We start from the raw sequence: 18,215 nt of genomic DNA on the forward strand, positions 1-18,215 counted from the left end.
ATCCTTGTTTTGGCGGCAAGGTTCAGCTCAACGCATCGATTTCCTCGTCCGTCAGCAGATCCGGGATGACAGTTACCGGGATCGGGAATGCGGCTGTCTTGCCGGCAATAGACGAAACCAGTGGACCTGGGCCATCCTTGGCCGAACCGGCGGCCAGCACCAGAATGGCGATGTCGCGGTCTTCCTCGATCAGGCTGTAGATCTGATCCGTTGCGCCGCCTTCGCGGATCACCATTTCCGGCTCGATCCCGATCGTTTCGCGCACCATCTGGGCGATCTTGGCAAGCGTTGCCTCGGCCTCGGCCCGGGCTTCCGCCCGCATGATCCCCTCGACACCCAGCCATTGCTGGAAGTCGGCATCGGCAATGACATAGAGCAGAACGAGACCGCCATTGGAGTTTTTAGCGCGCATGCCGGCATAGTGAACGGCGCGGCCGCATTCCGGGGTATCGTCGATCACCGCCATGAATTTGCGGCGGTGACCTTCCAGTCTTGAGAGTCGTGTTGAAACCATGACGCGACTCTTACACCCGATATTTTTGGCTGCAAGGTTTCTTTTGCGGCGGATTATTGCAGAAAGCCGACGATTTCCCGAACCTGTTTCATCGTCACTTCCGCCCGCGCCCTGGCCCGCTCGCCACCATCGCGCAGGATGCTGTCGATATGGGTCGTGTCGTCCATCAGGCGGCGCATTTCGCCCGAGATCGGGGCAAGAACGGTGACCGCGAGATCGACGAGCGCCGGCTTGAAGACGGAAAACTGCTGGCCGCCGAATTCTGAAAGCACCTCAGCCTTGGTCTTGTCCGACAGGGCGGCATAGATACCGACGAGATTGTCGGCTTCCGGGCGGCCCTTCAGGCCATCGACCTCGCTTGGCAAGGCGTCCGGATCGGTCTTGGCCTTGCGGATCTTCTTCGAGATCGTCTCGGCATCGTCCATCAGGTTGATGCGCGACAGATCGGATGCATCCGACTTCGACATCTTCTTGGTGCCATCACGCAACGACATGACGCGCGGCGCCGGGCCGCCGATCAGCGGCTCAACCATCGGGAAATAGGCATGCACCGGCTCTTCGCCGACCTTGATATCGACACCGTAATCGGTCCGGCGGATATGATCGCCGAAATCGATGTTGAACTTCTGCGCGATATCGCGGGCAAGTTCCAGGTGCTGCTTCTGATCATCACCGACAGGCACGTGCGTCGCGCGGTAAACGAGAATATCAGCAGCCATCAGGCTCGGATAGGCAAGCAGGCCCAACGACATCTGTTCGGCATTCTTGCCGCCGGATTTGTCCTTGAACTGGGTCATGCGTTCCATCCAGCCGATGCGGGCGACGCAGTTGAAGATCCAGGCAAGCTCGGCATGCTGCGGCACGGCCGACTGGTTGAAGACGATGTGTTTCTTCGGATCGATGCCCGAGGCGATGAAGGCGGCGGCAATCGAGCGGATCTGGCCCGGCATGTCCTCATGCACCAGCTGCGCGGTGATCGCATGCAGATCGACGACGCAATAGATGCAGTCATTGTTTTCCTGCAGGGCGACGAATTTGCGGATCGCGCCGAGATAATTGCCGAGGTGGAGATTGCCTGTCGGCTGAACGCCGGAAAAAACGAGCGGCTTGAATTCTGACATCGTGTCCTCATTCGGGCTTGTGGAGGGCCCGGCCTCTGTTGCTGTTGGCGGGCTTATGCACACAGGCGCAGCTGCGATCAAGAGGATTGCGGCCAGTGTCTGCGGCAAATTCCCTCCAGGGTGGAGGAAGAGAATGCCAAGACCTTGAATCCAAAGATTCAAATTGGAATTTTTTCCTCTAATGTTCAATTTCAATTAATGAACATGGCGGCAATACGGCATAGCTATTTAGAGCTAAAAGAAGAAAATTCCATAAATTTGCTGCAATTCGGATGAATTTGCCAATCCGCCAACACAACCAGGTTCCTAGGCCGAGCTCTCAGCTGTACTGCGCACATCGATGGCGCGGCGAACCGACATTTGCATGTGCTCCGATCCAATGAAGGACGCTGACGGGCCATGCCAAGGGGATTGTCATGCGTAATCTTTTATCGCTCGCACTCGCGTGCCTGCTTGCCGTTTCCGGTTTTTCCCTCGCCGAAGCCAAGGACGACAAACAGCGGAAAGTGAAGCTTCCCGTGCACAGCAGAACGACAGCCTACGCCGTGCAGACCGTATCGGTCAGAACCGGCTGCTTTTCACCGCGTCTGGAGGGCATTCTGGCGCATATCGCTGCGAAAACCGGCCGACGGCCACTGGTCACCTCCGGCCACCGGCCGAGCTCCCACCGTTCCGGCTCGATGCACCGGTTCTGCCAGGCCGCTGATATCCGCGTGCCCGGCGTTTCGGAAAGTGCGATCCTTGCCGCCGCGAGATCGGCGCCGGGCATCGGCGGTATCGGCCGTTACTGCAATGGTATCGTTCATGTCGATACGGGCGCCAAACGCCAATGGGCCTATTGCGGCAAGTCGAAACGTCATTTCCTCAGCGCCAAGCGCCGCTCGGGAAAGCGCGCCTGAAGCCTTTATAGCCTTAACTATCCTCTGGCGGCGTTGCGCTGGCAGCGCCCTTGCGCTTGATATTGCGCCGGATCATCGAGAGATCAGCCCCGCCAATCAGGAAGGCGGCTGCGAAGTAGACGACCATCGACACCCCGATCAGAATTCCAAGCGCCCCCAGCTTCGTCCAGAACGGCGATCCTGACGCCAGCGAGGCGGCGAAGACGCTGCGCAGGTAATAGAGAACGCCGCCCATGATCGACGCGGCGACAACCAACAGCGCCGTGCGGCGTACGAGCGCCCATTCCCAAGCCAGATGACCGCGGCGCAGCAGCGTGACAAAGAGCAGCACTGTGCTGATCCAGCCTGCCGTTGCTTCGGCGACCGCGATGCCCGGAGCGCCGAGGCGTGGAAACAGCGTGATTGCCAGAGCACAATTGACCACGACAGCAATAGCCGAAAAGCGCATCGGCATCTTGGTATCTTCGCGCGCGTAAAAACCCGGCTGCAGCGCCTTGATCAGCACGAAAGCCGGCAGGCCGATGCCGTAGATGGCAAGGATCGAACCGACAACGGCGGTATTTCCGGCGTGGAATGCACCCCGTTCAAACAGCACCCGGATGATTTCGTCGGAGAGGATCCACAGCGCAAAGGCAGCCGGAATGGTCAGGAACAGAACAAATTCGATGGACCGGTTCTGCAGGTTTCCGGCCTCGCGCAGATGACCGCCTTTGAGTGCGCGCGAGAGTTCCGGCAACAGTACGACGCCGACGGCGATACCGACCACGCCAAGCGGCAACTGATAGATCCGGTCGGCATATTGCAGGGCGGCGATGGCGCCGTCCTGCGCCGATGCGATCGCCTGACCAATCAACTGATTGATCTGGGTAATGCCACCGGTGATCGCAGCAGGTACGGCCAGGATCAGCAGGCGTTTGACGTTAGGTGTGAAACGAGGGAATTTGAGCTTGATGCTCATGCCGGCATGCAGCACGCCGAAATAGACGACAGCAAGCTGCAGGACACCCGCAACAAGCACACCCCAGGACAGATACCAGGCGGTCGTCAGCGGATCGGCGCCGGTATAAAGCGCATAGAATAGCGCGCCGATCATCACCACGTTCAGAAAGATCGGGGCGACGGCGGCGGCAAAGAAATGATGCAGCGAATTGAGCATGCCGCTCATCATCGCCGTCAGCGACATGCACATGAGGTAGGGGAACATCACCATCGCCATGCGCACGGTCAGCGCTGACTTCTCGGCATCGTCGGCGAAGCCCGGCGCGATGACGAAACGCACCAGGAGCGGCATCGACAGTTCCATCGCGATGGTGATCAGCAGCAGGACGGTGAAGAGCACACCGAACACTTCTTCGGAGAAACGTTTGGCACCATCCGTGCCATTGGCTTCGATCTCCTTGGAGAACAAAGGCACAAAAGCCGCATTGAAAGCGCCCTCGGCGAAGAGCCGGCGAAACAGGTTGGGGAACCGGAACGCCGCATAAAACACGTCGGCCATCGGGCCAGTACCGAGTGCCGCGGCCATCAGCATTTCACGGGCGAAACCGAAGATGCGGCTGCCGAGCGTGGCGCCACCGACGGTCATGAATTTCTTGACGAGGCTCATGATTCTGCCTTGGATTTTTTTGCACCCGTGACGGAGCGCGTGTGTTGCGGCGCGATCATGCCCGACGGCATGCGGTCGCGCATCTCGTCCGCCTCGTCCGACATCACAGCCTTCAGCCGCGCAACAATATTGCTCTGCCGGGCTTCCGTGGTGATCTTCTGGCCGACAAGGTCGGTGACATAGAACGTATCGATGACCTTCTCGCCGAAAGTGGTGATATGCGCCGAGGCGATGTCGAGCGACAAGTCGGAGAGCACCGCAGTGATTTCCGAAAGCAGGCCGGTGCGGTCGAGGCATTCGACCTCGATGACGGTGAACTTGTTCGACAGGCTGTTGCTGATGGTGACGGCGGGCGGCACCGTGAAGGCCTTGTTGCGCTTGCGGTGTTTCGTCCGGCTGGCGATCACTTCCGGCAGGCGTTTCTTGCCGGACAGCACATCCTCGATCATCTTGCCAATATTCGCAGCACGGCGCATCTCGTCGTCATCGACCGAAAACTCGCGGGTGATCAGGATCGTATCCAGCGCCCGGCCGTCCGACGTCGTGAAAATCTGCGCATCGACGATATTGGCACCTGCTGCCGCACAGGCCCCTGCAATCACCGCCAGTAGCCGCGGATGGTCGGGTGACAAGATGGTGATTTCAGTGATGGCGTGGAACTGGTGGGTGCGCACCATCGTCGCCAGCGCCCGTCCGGTCTTGTCGGCCTCCCGGATGAAACGGGCATGGCGCAGCTGGTCTTCGAGCGGCACCGACAAGAGATACGGCTGGTAATGCAGCTTGGTATAGGTCTTGCGGTCCTTCTGGCTCCAGTCGGACAGGGCATCGAACAGCACGTCGGCTGCATGTGCCGCACGCTCCTTGCGCGGCAGATCGGAGAAGCCGCCGGACAGAAGCAGTTCGGTCTCATAGTACAGCGTCCGCAGCAGCTGGCCCTTCCAGCCGTTCCAGACGCCGGGACCGACGGCGCGGATGTCGGCGATGGTCAGGATCAAAAGCATTTTCAGGCGGTCGAGCGATTGGACCTTTTCGGCAAAGTCGATGATCGTCTTGCGGTCGTTGAGGTCGCGCGTCTGCGCCACCATCGACATGGTGAGATGCTCCTCGATCAGCCACGCCACCGTTTCGGTCTGCTTGGGCGTCATGCCGAAGCGCGGGCAAAGTTTTCGGGCAACCTTGGCTCCGGCGGTCGAATGGTCTTCCGGACGGCCCTTGGCGACATCGTGCAGAAGAACGGCAACGAACAGTGCAGTGCGATCTTCGATCGAGGGCATGAGCTTGAAAGCGAGCGGATGCAGTTCCTCGTCGCGGCCCTGATCGATCCTCGACAGCACATCGACGGCGCGCAGCAGATGCTCATCGACGGTATAGTGGTGATACATGTTGAACTGCATCAGCGAGACGATCTTGCCGAACTCCGGAATGAACCGGCCGAGCACGCCAGCCTCGTTCATCCGGCGCAAGATCAACTCGGGATCGCGGCGCGAGGTCAGCATCGACATGAACAGCCGGTTGGCTTCCTCATTGTCGCGTACGGCCGGTGTGATCAGGCCAAGCGACCGGGTGACCTGCTTCAGGGCGGCAGGATGGAACTCCAGTCCATTGATATCGGCCACATGAAAGATGCGGATCAGATTTATCGGGTCACGCTTGAAAATATCCGGACTTGCAAGCGCAATACGGCCGCCGTCATCGACGAATTCCAGCGTACCGGCGATCTTACGGACGCGGTGAGTGAAGCGGCTGAGCGCAGCGGTAAACCCCGGAAGCTGCTTGGCCTGCTGGTCTTCCAGCGCAGCACAGAAGATGCGGGTGAGATCACCGACACTCTTGGCGACGAGGAAATAGTGCTTCATGAAGCGCTCGACAGCGGTCAAGCCAGGATGATCGTGATAACCGAGGCTTTCGGCAATCTCGCGCTGGATATCGAAGGATAGCCGCTCTTCCGCCTTGCCGGTCAGGAAGTGCATGTGGCAACGCACCGCCCAGAGAAAATCGTCGGCTTTCTGGAACAGGGCATATTCCTGGCGCGACAGGACGCCGAGCTTGATCAGGTCGGCCGAATCCTTCACCCGGTAGAAATATTTAGCGATCCAGAACAGCGTATGGATGTCGCGCAGGCCGCCCTTGCCTTCCTTGACGTTCGGCTCGACCAGATAGCGCGTATCACCGGCCTTGCGGTGGCGCTCGTCGCGCTCGGCAAGTTTGGCGGCGATGAAATCGGGGCCGGTATTCTTGACAATTTCGCCGTCGAAGCGGGTTTCCAGTTCCTCCGTCAACTCCTTCGAACCGCAGATATAGCGAGTTTCGAGGATAGCCGTGCGGATGGTCATATCGCCGCGCGACAGCCGGATGCACTCGTCGATGGTGCGCGTCGCATGGCCGACCTTGAAGCCCAAATCCCATAGGATATAGAGCATGAACTCGATGGCAGGCTCGGCCCAGACCGCCTTCTTGACCGGCAACAAGAAGAGAAGATCGATATCGGATCCCGGCGCCAGCGTACCGCGGCCGTAACCGCCGACGGCAGTGACGGCGATGCGAGTCCAAGGCTGGGCATTGGCGGCGTCGAAGACCTCATTCAGGACGAAGTCGTGCAGGAGGGTGATGAGCTGGTCCTGCAGCCAGGAAATCCGCTCGGCGCATTTCAGCCCGCTGCCGTCTTGAAGCAGCAGTTCACGCGCCTTTTCACGGCCGGCCAGATTGGCCTGCTTGAACGCGGCCAGCAGCGCCTGGCGCATCATGTCGCGGTGTTCCGCATGCGCCGAAGCGATGAAACTGCACTTGGCCCTGAGTGCCGTAACATTCAGGATATCGGGAAATGACGTCTCATGTATGGTCATCAAAGGCCGACCGTCTTCCTGTCCGGCAGGCTCTGCGAGCCATGCTTGTGCATGCGCTATAGCCTTTTTGCCCGAGAATGGACAAGACTCTTACGATCAAGAATTACCAAGCTGCTTCTTCAGCGCGTAAAGCGCATCCATCGCCTCGCGTGGCGTCATGTCATCGGGATTGAGGCTTTTCAAAGCCTCCTCCACCTTCGACGGACCCGCCTTGACCTGTTCCTCGCGGCGGATTGCCACCTGGAACAGCGGCAGGTCATCGATCAACTGGCTGGCCGGGTTCTTGCGGTCGGCGTCCTCGAGCTTTGCCAGAACATCCTTGGCCCGGGAAACAACGGACGCCGGCAAGCCGGCAAGGCGGGCGACCTGGATGCCGTAGGACCGGTCGGCAGCACCAGGCCCGACCTCATGCAAGAAGATGACGTCGCCATGCCATTCCTTCACCCGCATGGTGGCATTTGACAGACGATCGAGCTTTTCCGACAGAACCGTCAGCTCGTGGAAATGTGTAGCGAACAAGCCGCGGCAGCGGTTGCCCTCGTGCAAATGTTCGACGGAGGCCCAGGCGATCGACAGGCCGTCGAACGTCGCGGTGCCACGGCCGATCTCATCGAGGATGACCAGCGAGCGGTCCGTCGCCTGATTGAGAATCGCGGCCGTCTCGACCATCTCGACCATGAAGGTGGAGCGGCCACGGGCGAGATCGTCCGACGCGCCGACGCGCGAGAACAGCCGGTCGACGATACCGATATGGGCGGATGCTGCAGGCACGAAGGCCCCCATCTGCGCCATGATGGCGATCAACGCGTTCTGACGCAGGAACGTCGATTTACCGCCCATGTTGGGACCGGTCAAAAGCCAGATCGCCCCATCGCCCTCGCCGTCATGCGGCGACAGATCACAGGTATTGGCAACAAATGCGGCGCCGGACTGGCGGCGCAACGCCTGTTCCACCACTGGATGACGGCCACCGTCGATGGCAAACATTTTCGATGTATCGACCAGCGGGCGGCAATAGGCCTGCTCCTCGGCCAGCGTCGCCAGCCCGGCAGACACATCGACCACAGCAAGCGCAAGGGCGGCGGCTTTGATGGCTTCAGCCTCCGCCACCACCATGGCCGACAGCCGATCGAAAGCCTCAAGCTCGATGGTCAGCGCCCGGTCGGCGGCATTGGCGATCTTGGTCTCGAGATCGGAGAGTTCGGTCGTGGTGAAGCGCATGGCATTGGCCATGGTCTGGCGATGGATGTAACGCGCCTTGGCCTCGGGTGTGTCGGTCATCGGCCCGGCATTGCCCTGGGTCACTTCGATGAAATAGCCGAGCACATTGTTATACTTGATCTTCAACGACTTGATGCCGGTTTCCTCGGCATAGTCGAGCTGCAGCCCCGCGATCACCCGGCGGGACTGGTCACGCAGTGCCCGCATTTCGTCGAGTTCGGCACTGGCGCCATCGCGCAAAAAGCCGCCGTCACGCTTCAACAGCGGCAATTCATCACCGAGAATGGCTGCCAACTGCTGGACCATATCCTGCGGCAGCGTCTTGATGGCCAGAAGCGCGCCGCCCAGCTCTTCCGAGAGATCCCCGCGACTAAGCAGGCCAGCAACCTCGACCGCAGACTGGCAACCGGCAAGGATGCTGCCGAGATCACGTGGGCCGCCACGGCCCAGAGACAGGCGCGACAGCGCACGCGGCATGTCAGGCACGTGTTTCAGGGCGGAGCGCAGATCGCTGCAGAACGACGGCTGGTCGGCAAGCGCACTAATGGAATCAAGCCGGGCATTGATGCGCTCCGGATCCGTCAGCGGGGACATCAGCCGTTCGGCCAGCAGCCGGGCGCCGCCGCCGGTGACGGTACGGTCCAGCGCCTTCAAGAGCGTGCCGTTGCGATCGCCGGACTGGGTTTTCACCAGTTCGAGATTGGTGCGGGTTGCCGGATCGATGAACAGCGTCGAGGCGGCACTTTCGCGCTCCGGCGCGCCCAGCGGTGGACGCTCCGCGAGCTGGGTTTTTTCCACATAGGAAATTGCGGCAGACGCAGCCGCGAGTTCGGCGCGCGAAAAGCTGCCGAAACCATCAAGCGTCTTGACGCCATAATAGCGGGCGACGCGGTTTTCCGCCGTGGCGCTGTCGAACAGCACGGCCGGCTGCGGCACCGCGACTCGGCCGAGAATGTCGATGACCGGGCGCATCTCCGGATCATGGAAGACCGTATCGGCGAGGATCAGCTCACGCGGCTCGATACGCAGGATATCGGCGAGCAGCCGCGTTTCCGTGGTTTCCGCCAGCCGGAAGACGCCGGTGGAAATATCGATCCAGGCCAGCGCGATGGCAGGCTCATTGCCGCCGCGAATGCGGGCAAGCGCCATCAGGTAGTTCGATTCCGATGGCGAAAGCAGCTTGTCTTCGGTGATCGTGCCGGGGGTAACGAGACGCACGACATCGCGCTTCACCACCGATTTTCCGCCGCGCTTCTTGGCCTCAGCCGGATCCTCGACCTGCTCGCAGACAGCGACACGGAAGCCGAGACCAATCAACTTTTGCAGATAATCGTCTGCCGCGTGAACCGGCACGCCACACATCGGGATGTCCTGGCCGAGATGCTGGCCGCGCCGCGTCAGCGTGATCCCAAGCGCCCGCGACGCCTCAACCGCGTCCTGAAAGAACAGTTCGTAAAAATCGCCCATCCGGTAAAACAGGATCGAATCCGGGTTGTTCGCCTTGATCTCGATGAACTGTTCCATCATCGGCGTGGCCGTGGCGCGGCTCTCTTCCGTCGCCAGCTGGGCGGCGGTCAGAACCTCGGGAGGACGGATAATTGGCTCTGCTACAAAAGTCATGCTGGTTCCAAAAAAGTGGTGCCACACTATCCATGCGCGTTTATAGAAGACAACACCAAAGCGGCTAAGGAGAGCCGTCGCCCACAAAAGGTTGGAGGACCCATGGCCGAAAATGACAAGACCAGTCGCAGCGCGACCAGCGTGACCGATCAGGAAGCCCTCGACTTCCATTCGCAGGGGCGACCCGGAAAGCTGGAGATATCGCCGACCAAGGCGATGGCGACGCAGCGCGACCTGTCACTTGCCTATTCGCCAGGTGTGGCCGTGCCGGTCAAGGCCATCGCCGCCGACCCGTCCAAGGCCTATGACTACACGACCCGCGGCAACATGGTCGCCGTCATTTCCAACGGAACCGCCATTCTTGGCCTCGGCAATCTTGGCGCACTCGCCTCCAAGCCGGTGATGGAGGGCAAGTCCGTGCTCTTCAAGCGGTTCGCCGATGTCGATTCGATCGATCTTGAAGTCGACACCGAGAATGTCGACGAATTCATCAATTGCGTACGGTTCCTCGGCCCGTCCTTTGGCGGCATCAATCTTGAGGACATCAAGGCACCGGAATGTTTCATCATCGAGCAGAAACTGCGCGAGATCATGGACATCCCTGTCTTCCACGATGACCAGCACGGCACCGCGATCATCGCCGCCGCCGGCCTGATCAACGCGCTGACGCTGACCGGCCGTGATTTCAAGACGACCAAGCTCGTCTGTAACGGTGCAGGTGCAGCCGCAATCGCCTGTATCGAGCTGATCAAGTCGATGGGCTTCAACCCGGCCAACATCATACTCTGTGACACCAAGGGCGTGATCTACCAGGGCCGCACGGAAGGCATGAATCAGTGGAAATCGGCGCATGCGGTCAAGACCGATCGCCGCACGCTGGAAGAAGCCATGAATGGCGCGGATGTCGTCTTCGGTCTTTCCCAGAAGGGAGCTTTCTCCGAAGACATGATCCGTTCGATGGCGGACCGGCCGATCATCTTTGCGATGGCCAACCCCGATCCGGAAATTACACCGGAGGAAGTGTCCCGCATCCGTGACGACGCGATCATGGCAACGGGACGATCAGACTACCCGAACCAGGTCAACAACGTCCTCGGCTTCCCCTACATCTTCCGCGGCGCGCTCGACGTACATGCCTCGACTATCAACGAAGAGATGAAGATCGCTGCAGCGCAGGCTCTGGCAAGCCTTGCCAAGGAAGATGTGCCGGACGACGTGGCTGCCGCCTATCAGGGCAACCGTCCGCGTTTCGGCCCGCAATATATCATCCCTGTCCCGTTCGACCCGCGGCTGATCTCGGCGATCCCGATGGCCGTTGCCAAGGCGGCGATGGACAGCGGCGTTGCCCGCAAACAAATCCCGGATCTGGCCGCCTATGGCCGGCAGCTGTCAGCCCGCCGCGACCCGATCGCCTCGACACTGCAGCGCATCTATGAGCGTGTTCGCCGCCAGCCGAAGCGCATTGTCTTTGCCGAAGGCGAAGAGGTGCAGATGATGCGCTCGGCGGTTTCCTATGCCAACCAGGAACTCGGCACCGCCATGCTGCTCGGCCGCGAAGACCGGATGCGCCAGACGGCGGAGCGCGAAGGCATTGATCTCGACCGGCCGGGTATCCAGCTCGTCAACGCCCGCATTTCCAAACGTACCGGTGCCTATACCGACTATCTCTACGCCCGGCTGCAGCGGAAGGGCTACCTGTTCCGCGATGCACAGCGTCTGATCAACAACGACCGCAATCACTTCGCCGCCTGCATGGTGGCACTCGGCGACGCCGATGGCATGGTGACGGGCATCACCCGCAATTATTCCACGGCACTTGAGGACGTTCGCCGCTGTATCGATCAGAAACCCGGCCACCGGGTGATCGGCGTGTCGCTGGCTCTCTGCCGTGGCCGTACCGTGCTGGTTGCCGATACGGCGGTTCACGATATGCCGTCTGCCGATGAACTGGCCGATATCGCCGAGGAGGCCGCCGGCCTCGCCCGCCGTCTCGGCTACGTGCCACGTGTGGCGCTTCTGGCCTATTCGACATTCGGCCACCCGTCGGGAGAGCGCTCGGAACGAGTCCGTGAAGCCGTCAAGCTGCTCGACAAGCGCCGTGTCGATTTCGAGTATGATGGCGAGATGGCGGCCGATGTGGCGCTGAATGCCAAGGTGATGGAGCAGTATCCGTTCTGCCGCCTGTCAGGTCCGGCCAACGTGCTGGTTATGCCGGCGTTCCACTCGGCTTCGATCTCGACCAAGATGCTTCAGGAACTGGGTGGATCGACGGTGATCGGCCCCCTGCTCGTCGGCCTCGACAAGTCGGTCCAGATCGTCTCGATGTCGGCCAAGGACAGCGATATCGTCAACATGGCGGCCCTGGCGGCGCACAACGCTAATAGCTGAGCGCGCATCTGAAACACAAAGAGCCCGCCCGGCAAACCCGAGGCGGGCTCTTTTTATGCGACATGTCGATCTTGATCAAAACACAACTGAATACACGTTCCGCAATATTGGAAGCCCGATCAAAACGTTCACTTGCATGTAAACTGCATTCCAGAACGCCAAGCGGCGCCTTCAGCTCGCGAAGCGGCCAGCATCGGCACCATAGTAATTCAGGTAGCGGCCGGAGATATTGGTGATCGGCAAAACGATCAGCACATCGGTGGTGCGGAACGCGTGATCGACCACGGCGCCATTCCCGACCATGGCGCCAAGGCGCATATAACCCTTGATCAACGGCGGCAAAGCGGCAAGCGCCTTGCGCATGTTGATGGCTTCAACCGGCATCAGGTCCATGGTGCGATAGAGTTCCGGGCGGGCAGACACGTCCCACTCGTCACGAACGACCACGTTATGATGCAGGAAAGACAGCGCCAACGCGTGCTCTTCGGGAATGACACCCGGAAACGAGCCGCAGCCAAACATGGCGTCGACGCCATACTTCAACGCATAGGCCCAATTGCCCTGCCATAAAAGCTCGACAGTGCGCTTGGTGCGGTATTCCGGCAGGACGCAGGAGCGGCCAAGCTCCATGAACTTCTTGTCCGGGTGCCGCTCGAGAAGCGAGCCGACCGAAAACTCCGAAGCCGAATAGAAGCCGCCTGTCCGGGTCGCGACGTCCTGGCGAAGCAGGCGATAGGTTCCGACGATCTGGTCTTCCGGGTCACCCTCGATCGACGTGTCGAGCACCAGAAGGTGATCGCAGACCAGGTCCCACGCATCGGCGTCACGTTTGCGGCGATCGGCGTCCAGCGGGATTTGCGCCTTCATCTCCTCGACGAAAACCTTGTAGCGGACCGCCTGCGCGGCATCGATTTCAGACGCGTTGCGGGCAAGCCGCGTCTCGAGATTGCCGATACGTCCGAGTATGTCATGCGCCGGGGCATTGACGCCCCGGACACGGGTCTGCGGCTGTTCAGCCACCACAACCAGATCCAGAGTTTCGATTGTCATCGTACGTCATCCTAGTCGCTTTATCCTGCCCGGCTTAAACCATGTTTCTGCGACAGGATAGTGACATCGAAGGCCCAAGAAAACCGTCAAAGTCACGAAGCAAGCAGGCGATCGATTTCAGCGGTCAGCGCTTTCGGGTCCGCGGGTTTGGACAACACCGCGCTTGCTCCGGCAGCCATGAGTTTCTGGCGCGTATCGAGCTGCGTGTCGGAGGTCAGAATGATGACCGGGACGGGCGCGCTGCCGGACTGACGCTCGTGCTCACGCAGCCGCTCCAGCATCGACAGCCCATCGCCGCCGGGCATATTCAGGTCGCTGACGATCAGTTCCGGGGCAATACGGACAGCGGCTGGCGCATCAAACAACGTTAGGGCAAGCACGGCAAAATCATCGACGACGCGAACGGTATGGCCGGCTTTCTCCAGAACAGAACGCACCATGAGGGCATTGATCGGATCGTCCTCAGCCAAGAGCAGACCGCCTTCGGCCGGCCTGTCCCGCTGCGCGGGGACCTCGCGCAGCATCGGGCGGTTGTCGTTGAATGCGTCACGCACTTCCATTCCTTTCATGCGGCCTCGCAGCACCTCGACCAGAGATTTTTCCCGCAGAGGCCTGATCAGCCACGCATGATAACCATCCATCTGGTTGATCTGCCGGCCGTTGCGTTCTTCCGGATTGATCAGATAGGTCTTGCGCAGCTTCTGCTGTTCGAGGCTTGGCATCTGCGCCAAAAGCCGGCGAAACTGTGCGGCGTGGCGATGATCGACGATGATGTCGGTCAGTGGCATCCCCGTGGACAGCGCCCGCACGGCGGCGGCCTGCGCATCTTCTATCGTTTCGGCGCGTTCGCAGAAACCGCCGAGCGTCCGGATCGTCGCAAAGAGCGCGGCCGAGGCAGGGCCAGCCGGTGCCATGACCAGCACGCGGGACATTCCCAGCACGTCTTTTCTGGCGAGAGAGGCATTCGCGAGATCACACCCCAGGGCGGGGAGGCGGATTTCAAACGTGCTACCTGTCCCGGGAACGCTGGAGAGCGTCAGTGAACCGCCAAACTCCTCCATGATCCGCCGGGAGATAGCGAGACCGAGACCTGTGCCGCCGGCACGCTGGGATCTGGCCCCAGCTTGCTCGAATTCATCGAACACCCGAGCCTGTTCCCGCGCGTTCATGCCGGGCCCGGTATCATTAATACTGACGATAATCGTATCGCGCTCCCGCGCGGCGCTGACAAGCACACCGCCGGTATGGGTGAACTTGACCGCATTGCCAATGACGTTGAACAGAACCTGACGCAGCCGGGCCGCGTCGAAATCCATCAGGCCCGGCACGTCCGCGGCAATGGTGGCGCCGATCTCGATACCCTTTTCATGCGCACGGTGCGACAGCATCTCGACGACGCTTTCAATCGTTTCGCGCAACGGTTCCGGCGCCGGGCGCAATTGAAAGCGGCCAGCCTCGATCGAGGAAAAATCGAGCAGATCATCAACCAGTTGCACCAGCGCATGGCCTGACTGGCGCATGCCGGCGAGGTAATTCTTCTGCTCGCTCGTCAACCGCGTCTGGCTGATCAGATGGCTCATGCCGAGAATGCCCGACAGTGGCGTGCGGATTTCATGGCTGACGGTCGCCAGCAATCGTGACTTCGCCTGGCTCGCCTGTTCGGCGCGGCGGCGCGCCTCCTCGCTTTCGCGGGCGATACGGCTTTCCTCAGTGACATCCCGGGCGATGCTGTGAAGCATAAAGGCACCACTGGCTGGCTCGCGGGCGATCACGTCGTGCCAGTCGAATATTTTCGTCCCCGCATCCGTGACGATGCGAACCCGGTAGTGATTGGAGCCGGGGGCCGGTTCGAAGTCGATCCCGAGCGCCTCGCAGGTCCGTCCTTCGGGCTTCAACCAGCCTGTCAGGCGGCAAAATACCGAATTGGCCTGAACGATCTTGCCGCCCGGCTCGCGGATGATGGCGATATCGCCGAGGGCATCGTGAATGGTGGAGAGAAGCTGCGAGGTCTCGCTGCGCTCCCAGCGGCTATCGCTGGCTTTTTCGTCCCGGATGCGCCCCTTGGCTTCGGCGGGCCCGGCGACGGATCCGTACCAATCTTTCAGCAGCAGGGCCGCGCCAGTGACACCGGCAATAGCCAGACCAGCCGAAAGCAAATAGAACCCGGCATCAATGCCTGCGCCGAGAACAGCGGCCGAGCCGAGCAGCCCAACGCCGGCAAGGGCCGGTTTCAATCCCGGATAACGCTCCTTCGCTCCACCGGGACCTTCTTCCGGTTCCAGCGAATGCGGATCTTCGGCCAAGGGCGCATCAGATGCGCGCCTGTTGTTCAACGTCCGCTTCGGTGCGCTGAACTCAACAGTAATCCGTTTTCTCAGGTTTGGCAGGTCGCTCATGACGCTTGGCCTAGCATGGCAAGCGTTTTGATTGGCTTCAGCCGGTCTCTAAGATTTTAGCGATCCTGCTTTTTCATGTGCAGGATTTCGTCGAGAATGATCGAACCAGCGCCGATCGTAATGAAACTGTCGGCGAGGTTGAAGACGGCAAAAGACCATGTCGGCAGGTGAAACAGCACGTAGTCGATGACATAGCCGAAGATCAGGCCATCGATCACGTTGCCGATGGCTCCTGCGATGATCAGCGCATAGCCGAGATGCGTCAGGAAACGATCGGCCGGCGTCTTGCGCCAGAGCCAGATGACGAAGGCCACCACCACAATTCGAAGACCGATGATGGCCCAGCGCTCGACGCCTGAAAACAGCGAAAAGGCAACGCCGTAATTGTAGACGCGGTGGAGAGCCAGGAATGGCAGGACGGCAACACTTTCGCCATAGGGCAGCCAAAGTTCGACGGCGGCTTTGATCGCCTGATCAAGCAGGACGGCGACGACGATCAGGATTGCGACCGGCACCGGGCGCGAAAAAAGGGCAGTCTTTTGCATCAGGTTCTATCGTCCAGCGTCAGCAGATGGCGGCGCGCCTCAAACAGCATGATGCCGGTGGCGATGGCCAGGTTGAGCGAATCGGCCCGGCCTTGCTGCGGAATCCGGGCAAGCGCCGTCGCCTCCCTCGCAAGCTCCTCCGGTAAGCCAGCCTGTTCATTGCCCATCAGGATGACGACAGGCTTCTTGCGGTAGTCGATGGTGCGATAATCGACGGCACCGGCAAGATGAGTGGCGGCAAGCTGCACGCCGGCTGCCTTCTGCCACTTGATGAAGTCGCTGACATTGGCGCGCATCAGCGGCATCGCAAACACCGACCCCATGGTGGCGCGGACCGTTTCCAGCGAAAACGGATCCGTGGTCTCGCCGACGAGGATGACGCCGGAGGCACCTGCGGCATCAGCCGTGCGGATAATTGTGCCGAGATTGCCGGGATCGCGGACGCGGTCGAGCGCCACATAGGTTTCGCCTAGCACAGGCTTTACGTCACGCAGGTTGGCGTAGCGCTGTTCGAAGACGCCGACCACCATCTGCGGATTATCGCGCCGGGTGATGGCGGAGAGCACTTTCTCGCTGACTTCAAGAACGAGCCCGCCGGTGGCAACCGTCTTCAGCGCGACCTGCTCGACCTGCGCCTTGCCCTTGGCGGCTTTCGCGTAGACCAAGGTCTTAATGGTCCAGCCAAGGTCCAGCGCATCGATGACCAGCTTGAGACCTTCGGCGATGAAGGAACGGGTTTCGTCGCGCTCCTTCTTGTTGGCGAGTGCCTTGATGTCCTTGATGATCGGATTGGCAAGGCTGGTGACTTCCTTCACCTGGCCGACACGCCGGGGTCCCTGATTATAGTCGTTCATTTCGGCACCCAACGGGAAAAGAGAGAGGTGGACAGCGCACGGCCCGGCTCGTTGCCGTCAAGACCGCCTTCGCGCAGGATCAGTTCGCCCGATTCCACTGCACCGCCGCGGCCGCGCATCGTTTCACGCATCAGTTCGTGGATGGAATAGAAGCTTGCGCGGATCGAGTAGGCGGTCAGCACCAGGCCCTTGGCATCCGGCGACAGGATTTCGCGGCAGATATCCAGCATCAAGGCAAGATGATCGAAAAGCTGCCAGACCTCGCCATTGGGACCGCGGCCAAATTTCGGCGGATCGGTCAGGATGATGTCGTAGCGGCTGCCGCGGCGCTCCTCGCGCTGGATGAACTTCATCGCGTCTTCGCAGATCCAGCGGATCGGCAGATGGTCGTTGCGGCCAAGCGCCTGGTTTTCGCGCGCCCAGCCGATCGCCTTCTTCGAGGCATCGACATGGGTGACCTCGGCGCCTGCCTTCGCGGCGATCAGCGAGGCAACACCGGTATAGCCGAACAGGTTGAGAACCTTCAGCGGCCGGCCCGCCGTCTCGATCTGCTCCTTCATCCAGCTCCAGTGGGCCAGCTGTTCCGGAAAGACGCCGACATGGCGAAATGCGGTGAAGCGACCGTAGAACTCGGCGTCGAGAATCTGCATCGGCCAGGTTTCGCCAAGCGCCTGCCGCGGGAAGCGCCAGCGCCCCATGCCGTCTTCGTCGGTATCGCCGGTGAAAATCGAATCGGCATTGTCCCAGACATGCGCGGGCAGCGTCTTTGGCCACAGCGCCTGCGCTTCGGGGCGAACGATACGGTAAGGGCCATATTGTTCGAGCTTCAGGCCATCGCCGCTGTCGATCAGGTGATAATCGCGCGCCCCCTTGGTTTCAAGGATGATCGGGATACGCTCGTCCGGCTTGGTGCCGGTGCGGATACGCACCTCGGCACGCGGCGCTGGATCCGAAGCCGCCGATTTTGCCGCTGTTTTCTCCCCGAACGCCTTGGCAGGAGGCCGCACCTCACCGCTACGCATCGCCTGGGGTTTGGATTGCTGCGGCTTGGATTGCGATGACCGGCTGGCCGGTGCCTGCGCGGCACGGCCCTGCACGCCGCGCGACGACGTTGCCGGTGCGGTTTTGCCCTTTGGCCGTCTGTCTTTATCTTTCACG

12 protein-coding genes are annotated in these 18,215 nt (G+C 60.7%); 2 read left to right on the forward strand and 10 right to left on the reverse strand.

Translation table 11 applies throughout. The features are described 5' to 3' along the window. Positions 1-22: 22 nt before the first annotated feature. Together ASC96_RS01980 and trpS are read right to left on the reverse strand one after the other, a co-directional pair. On the reverse strand, positions 23-514 hold the full coding sequence (locus ASC96_RS01980) for a universal stress protein (protein WP_060500819.1): 492 nt from the start codon (positions 512-514) through the stop codon (positions 23-25). 53 nt (positions 515-567) lie between these two features. After that, entirely contained in the window at positions 568-1,635 is a 1,068-nt protein-coding gene (trpS, locus tag ASC96_RS01985; protein WP_060500821.1) for a tryptophan--tRNA ligase, read from the reverse strand. A gap of 416 nt (positions 1,636-2,051) precedes the next feature. On the opposite strand from trpS, the gene ASC96_RS01990 reads away from it, so the two are divergent. After that, entirely contained in the window at positions 2,052-2,534 is a 483-nt protein-coding gene (locus ASC96_RS01990) for a D-Ala-D-Ala carboxypeptidase family metallohydrolase (protein ID WP_060500823.1), read from the forward strand. 13 nt (positions 2,535-2,547) lie between these two features. Here ASC96_RS01990 and murJ read toward each other — a convergent pair whose 3' ends face one another. From murJ to mutS, 3 genes are all read right to left on the reverse strand, one after another. Continuing rightward, the gene (gene murJ, locus ASC96_RS01995; RefSeq protein ID WP_060500824.1) at positions 2,548-4,140 is read right to left on the reverse strand and encodes a murein biosynthesis integral membrane protein MurJ; all 1,593 of its coding nucleotides are present in this window, start codon (positions 4,138-4,140) and stop codon (positions 2,548-2,550) included. Then, positions 4,137-6,983, reverse strand: a complete 2,847-nt coding sequence (locus tag ASC96_RS02000; RefSeq protein WP_060500826.1) for a [protein-PII] uridylyltransferase — start codon at positions 6,981-6,983, stop codon at positions 4,137-4,139. Before ASC96_RS02000 ends, murJ begins: the two co-directional genes overlap by 4 nt. A 96-nt stretch (positions 6,984-7,079) precedes the next feature. Beyond that, complete coding sequence (mutS, locus tag ASC96_RS02005; RefSeq protein ID WP_060500828.1) at positions 7,080-9,824, reverse strand: DNA mismatch repair protein MutS; 2,745 nt, start codon at positions 9,822-9,824, stop codon at positions 7,080-7,082. 102 nt (positions 9,825-9,926) lie between these two features. On the opposite strand from mutS, the gene ASC96_RS02010 reads away from it, so the two are divergent. Beyond that, positions 9,927-12,212 (forward strand): NADP-dependent malic enzyme, encoded by a 2,286-nt coding sequence (locus ASC96_RS02010; protein ID WP_060500830.1) that lies wholly within the window; start codon positions 9,927-9,929, stop codon positions 12,210-12,212. 171 nt (positions 12,213-12,383) lie between these two features. Here ASC96_RS02010 and ASC96_RS02015 read toward each other — a convergent pair whose 3' ends face one another. From ASC96_RS02015 to ASC96_RS02035, 5 genes are all read right to left on the reverse strand, one after another. Beyond that, a complete protein-coding gene (locus tag ASC96_RS02015; protein ID WP_060500831.1) occupies positions 12,384-13,262 on the reverse strand; it encodes a GNAT family N-acetyltransferase in 879 nt (292 codons plus the stop codon). A gap of 92 nt (positions 13,263-13,354) precedes the next feature. Beyond that, positions 13,355-15,658 carry an ATP-binding protein gene (locus ASC96_RS02020; protein ID WP_060500833.1) on the reverse strand — a complete coding sequence of 768 codons (2,304 nt, stop codon included), beginning with the start codon at positions 15,656-15,658 and terminating at the stop codon, positions 13,355-13,357. A gap of 56 nt (positions 15,659-15,714) precedes the next feature. Further along, complete coding sequence (lspA, locus tag ASC96_RS02025; RefSeq protein ID WP_200954879.1) at positions 15,715-16,206, reverse strand: signal peptidase II; 492 nt, start codon at positions 16,204-16,206, stop codon at positions 15,715-15,717. Then, on the reverse strand, positions 16,203-17,057 hold the full coding sequence (locus ASC96_RS02030) for an RNA methyltransferase (protein WP_060500836.1): 855 nt from the start codon (positions 17,055-17,057) through the stop codon (positions 16,203-16,205). Before ASC96_RS02030 ends, lspA begins: the two co-directional genes overlap by 4 nt. Beyond that, entirely contained in the window at positions 17,054-18,214 is a 1,161-nt protein-coding gene (locus ASC96_RS02035) for a class I SAM-dependent rRNA methyltransferase (protein WP_060500838.1), read from the reverse strand. The genes ASC96_RS02030 and ASC96_RS02035 overlap by 4 nt, the downstream gene beginning before the upstream one ends. Position 18,215: the final 1 nt, after the last annotated feature.

Origin of the sequence: Rhizobium sp. Root1204 (assembly GCF_001424965.1) — a bacterium.
GTDB lineage: Bacteria > Pseudomonadota > Alphaproteobacteria > Rhizobiales > Rhizobiaceae > Pararhizobium.

Bases quoted from the DNA above. Each gene is read 5' to 3' on its own strand.
- ASC96_RS01980 (WP_060500819.1), bottom strand. From the start codon at position 514: ATGGTTTCAACACGACTCTCAAGACTGGAAGGTCACCGCCGCAAATTC.
- trpS (WP_060500821.1), bottom strand. From the start codon at position 1,635: ATGTCAGAATTCAAGCCGCTCGTTTTTTCCGGCGTTCAGCCGACAGGC.
- ASC96_RS01990 (WP_060500823.1), top strand. From the start codon at position 2,052: ATGCGTAATCTTTTATCGCTCGCACTCGCGTGCCTGCTTGCCGTTTCC.
- murJ (WP_060500824.1), bottom strand. From the start codon at position 4,140: ATGAGCCTCGTCAAGAAATTCATGACCGTCGGTGGCGCCACGCTCGGC.
- ASC96_RS02000 (WP_060500826.1), bottom strand. From the start codon at position 6,983: ATGACCATACATGAGACGTCATTTCCCGATATCCTGAATGTTACGGCA.
- mutS (WP_060500828.1), bottom strand. From the start codon at position 9,824: ATGACTTTTGTAGCAGAGCCAATTATCCGTCCTCCCGAGGTTCTGACC.
- ASC96_RS02010 (WP_060500830.1), top strand. From the start codon at position 9,927: ATGGCCGAAAATGACAAGACCAGTCGCAGCGCGACCAGCGTGACCGAT.
- ASC96_RS02015 (WP_060500831.1), bottom strand. From the start codon at position 13,262: ATGACAATCGAAACTCTGGATCTGGTTGTGGTGGCTGAACAGCCGCAG.
- ASC96_RS02020 (WP_060500833.1), bottom strand. From the start codon at position 15,658: ATGAGCGACCTGCCAAACCTGAGAAAACGGATTACTGTTGAGTTCAGC.
- ASC96_RS02030 (WP_060500836.1), bottom strand. From the start codon at position 17,057: ATGAACGACTATAATCAGGGACCCCGGCGTGTCGGCCAGGTGAAGGAA.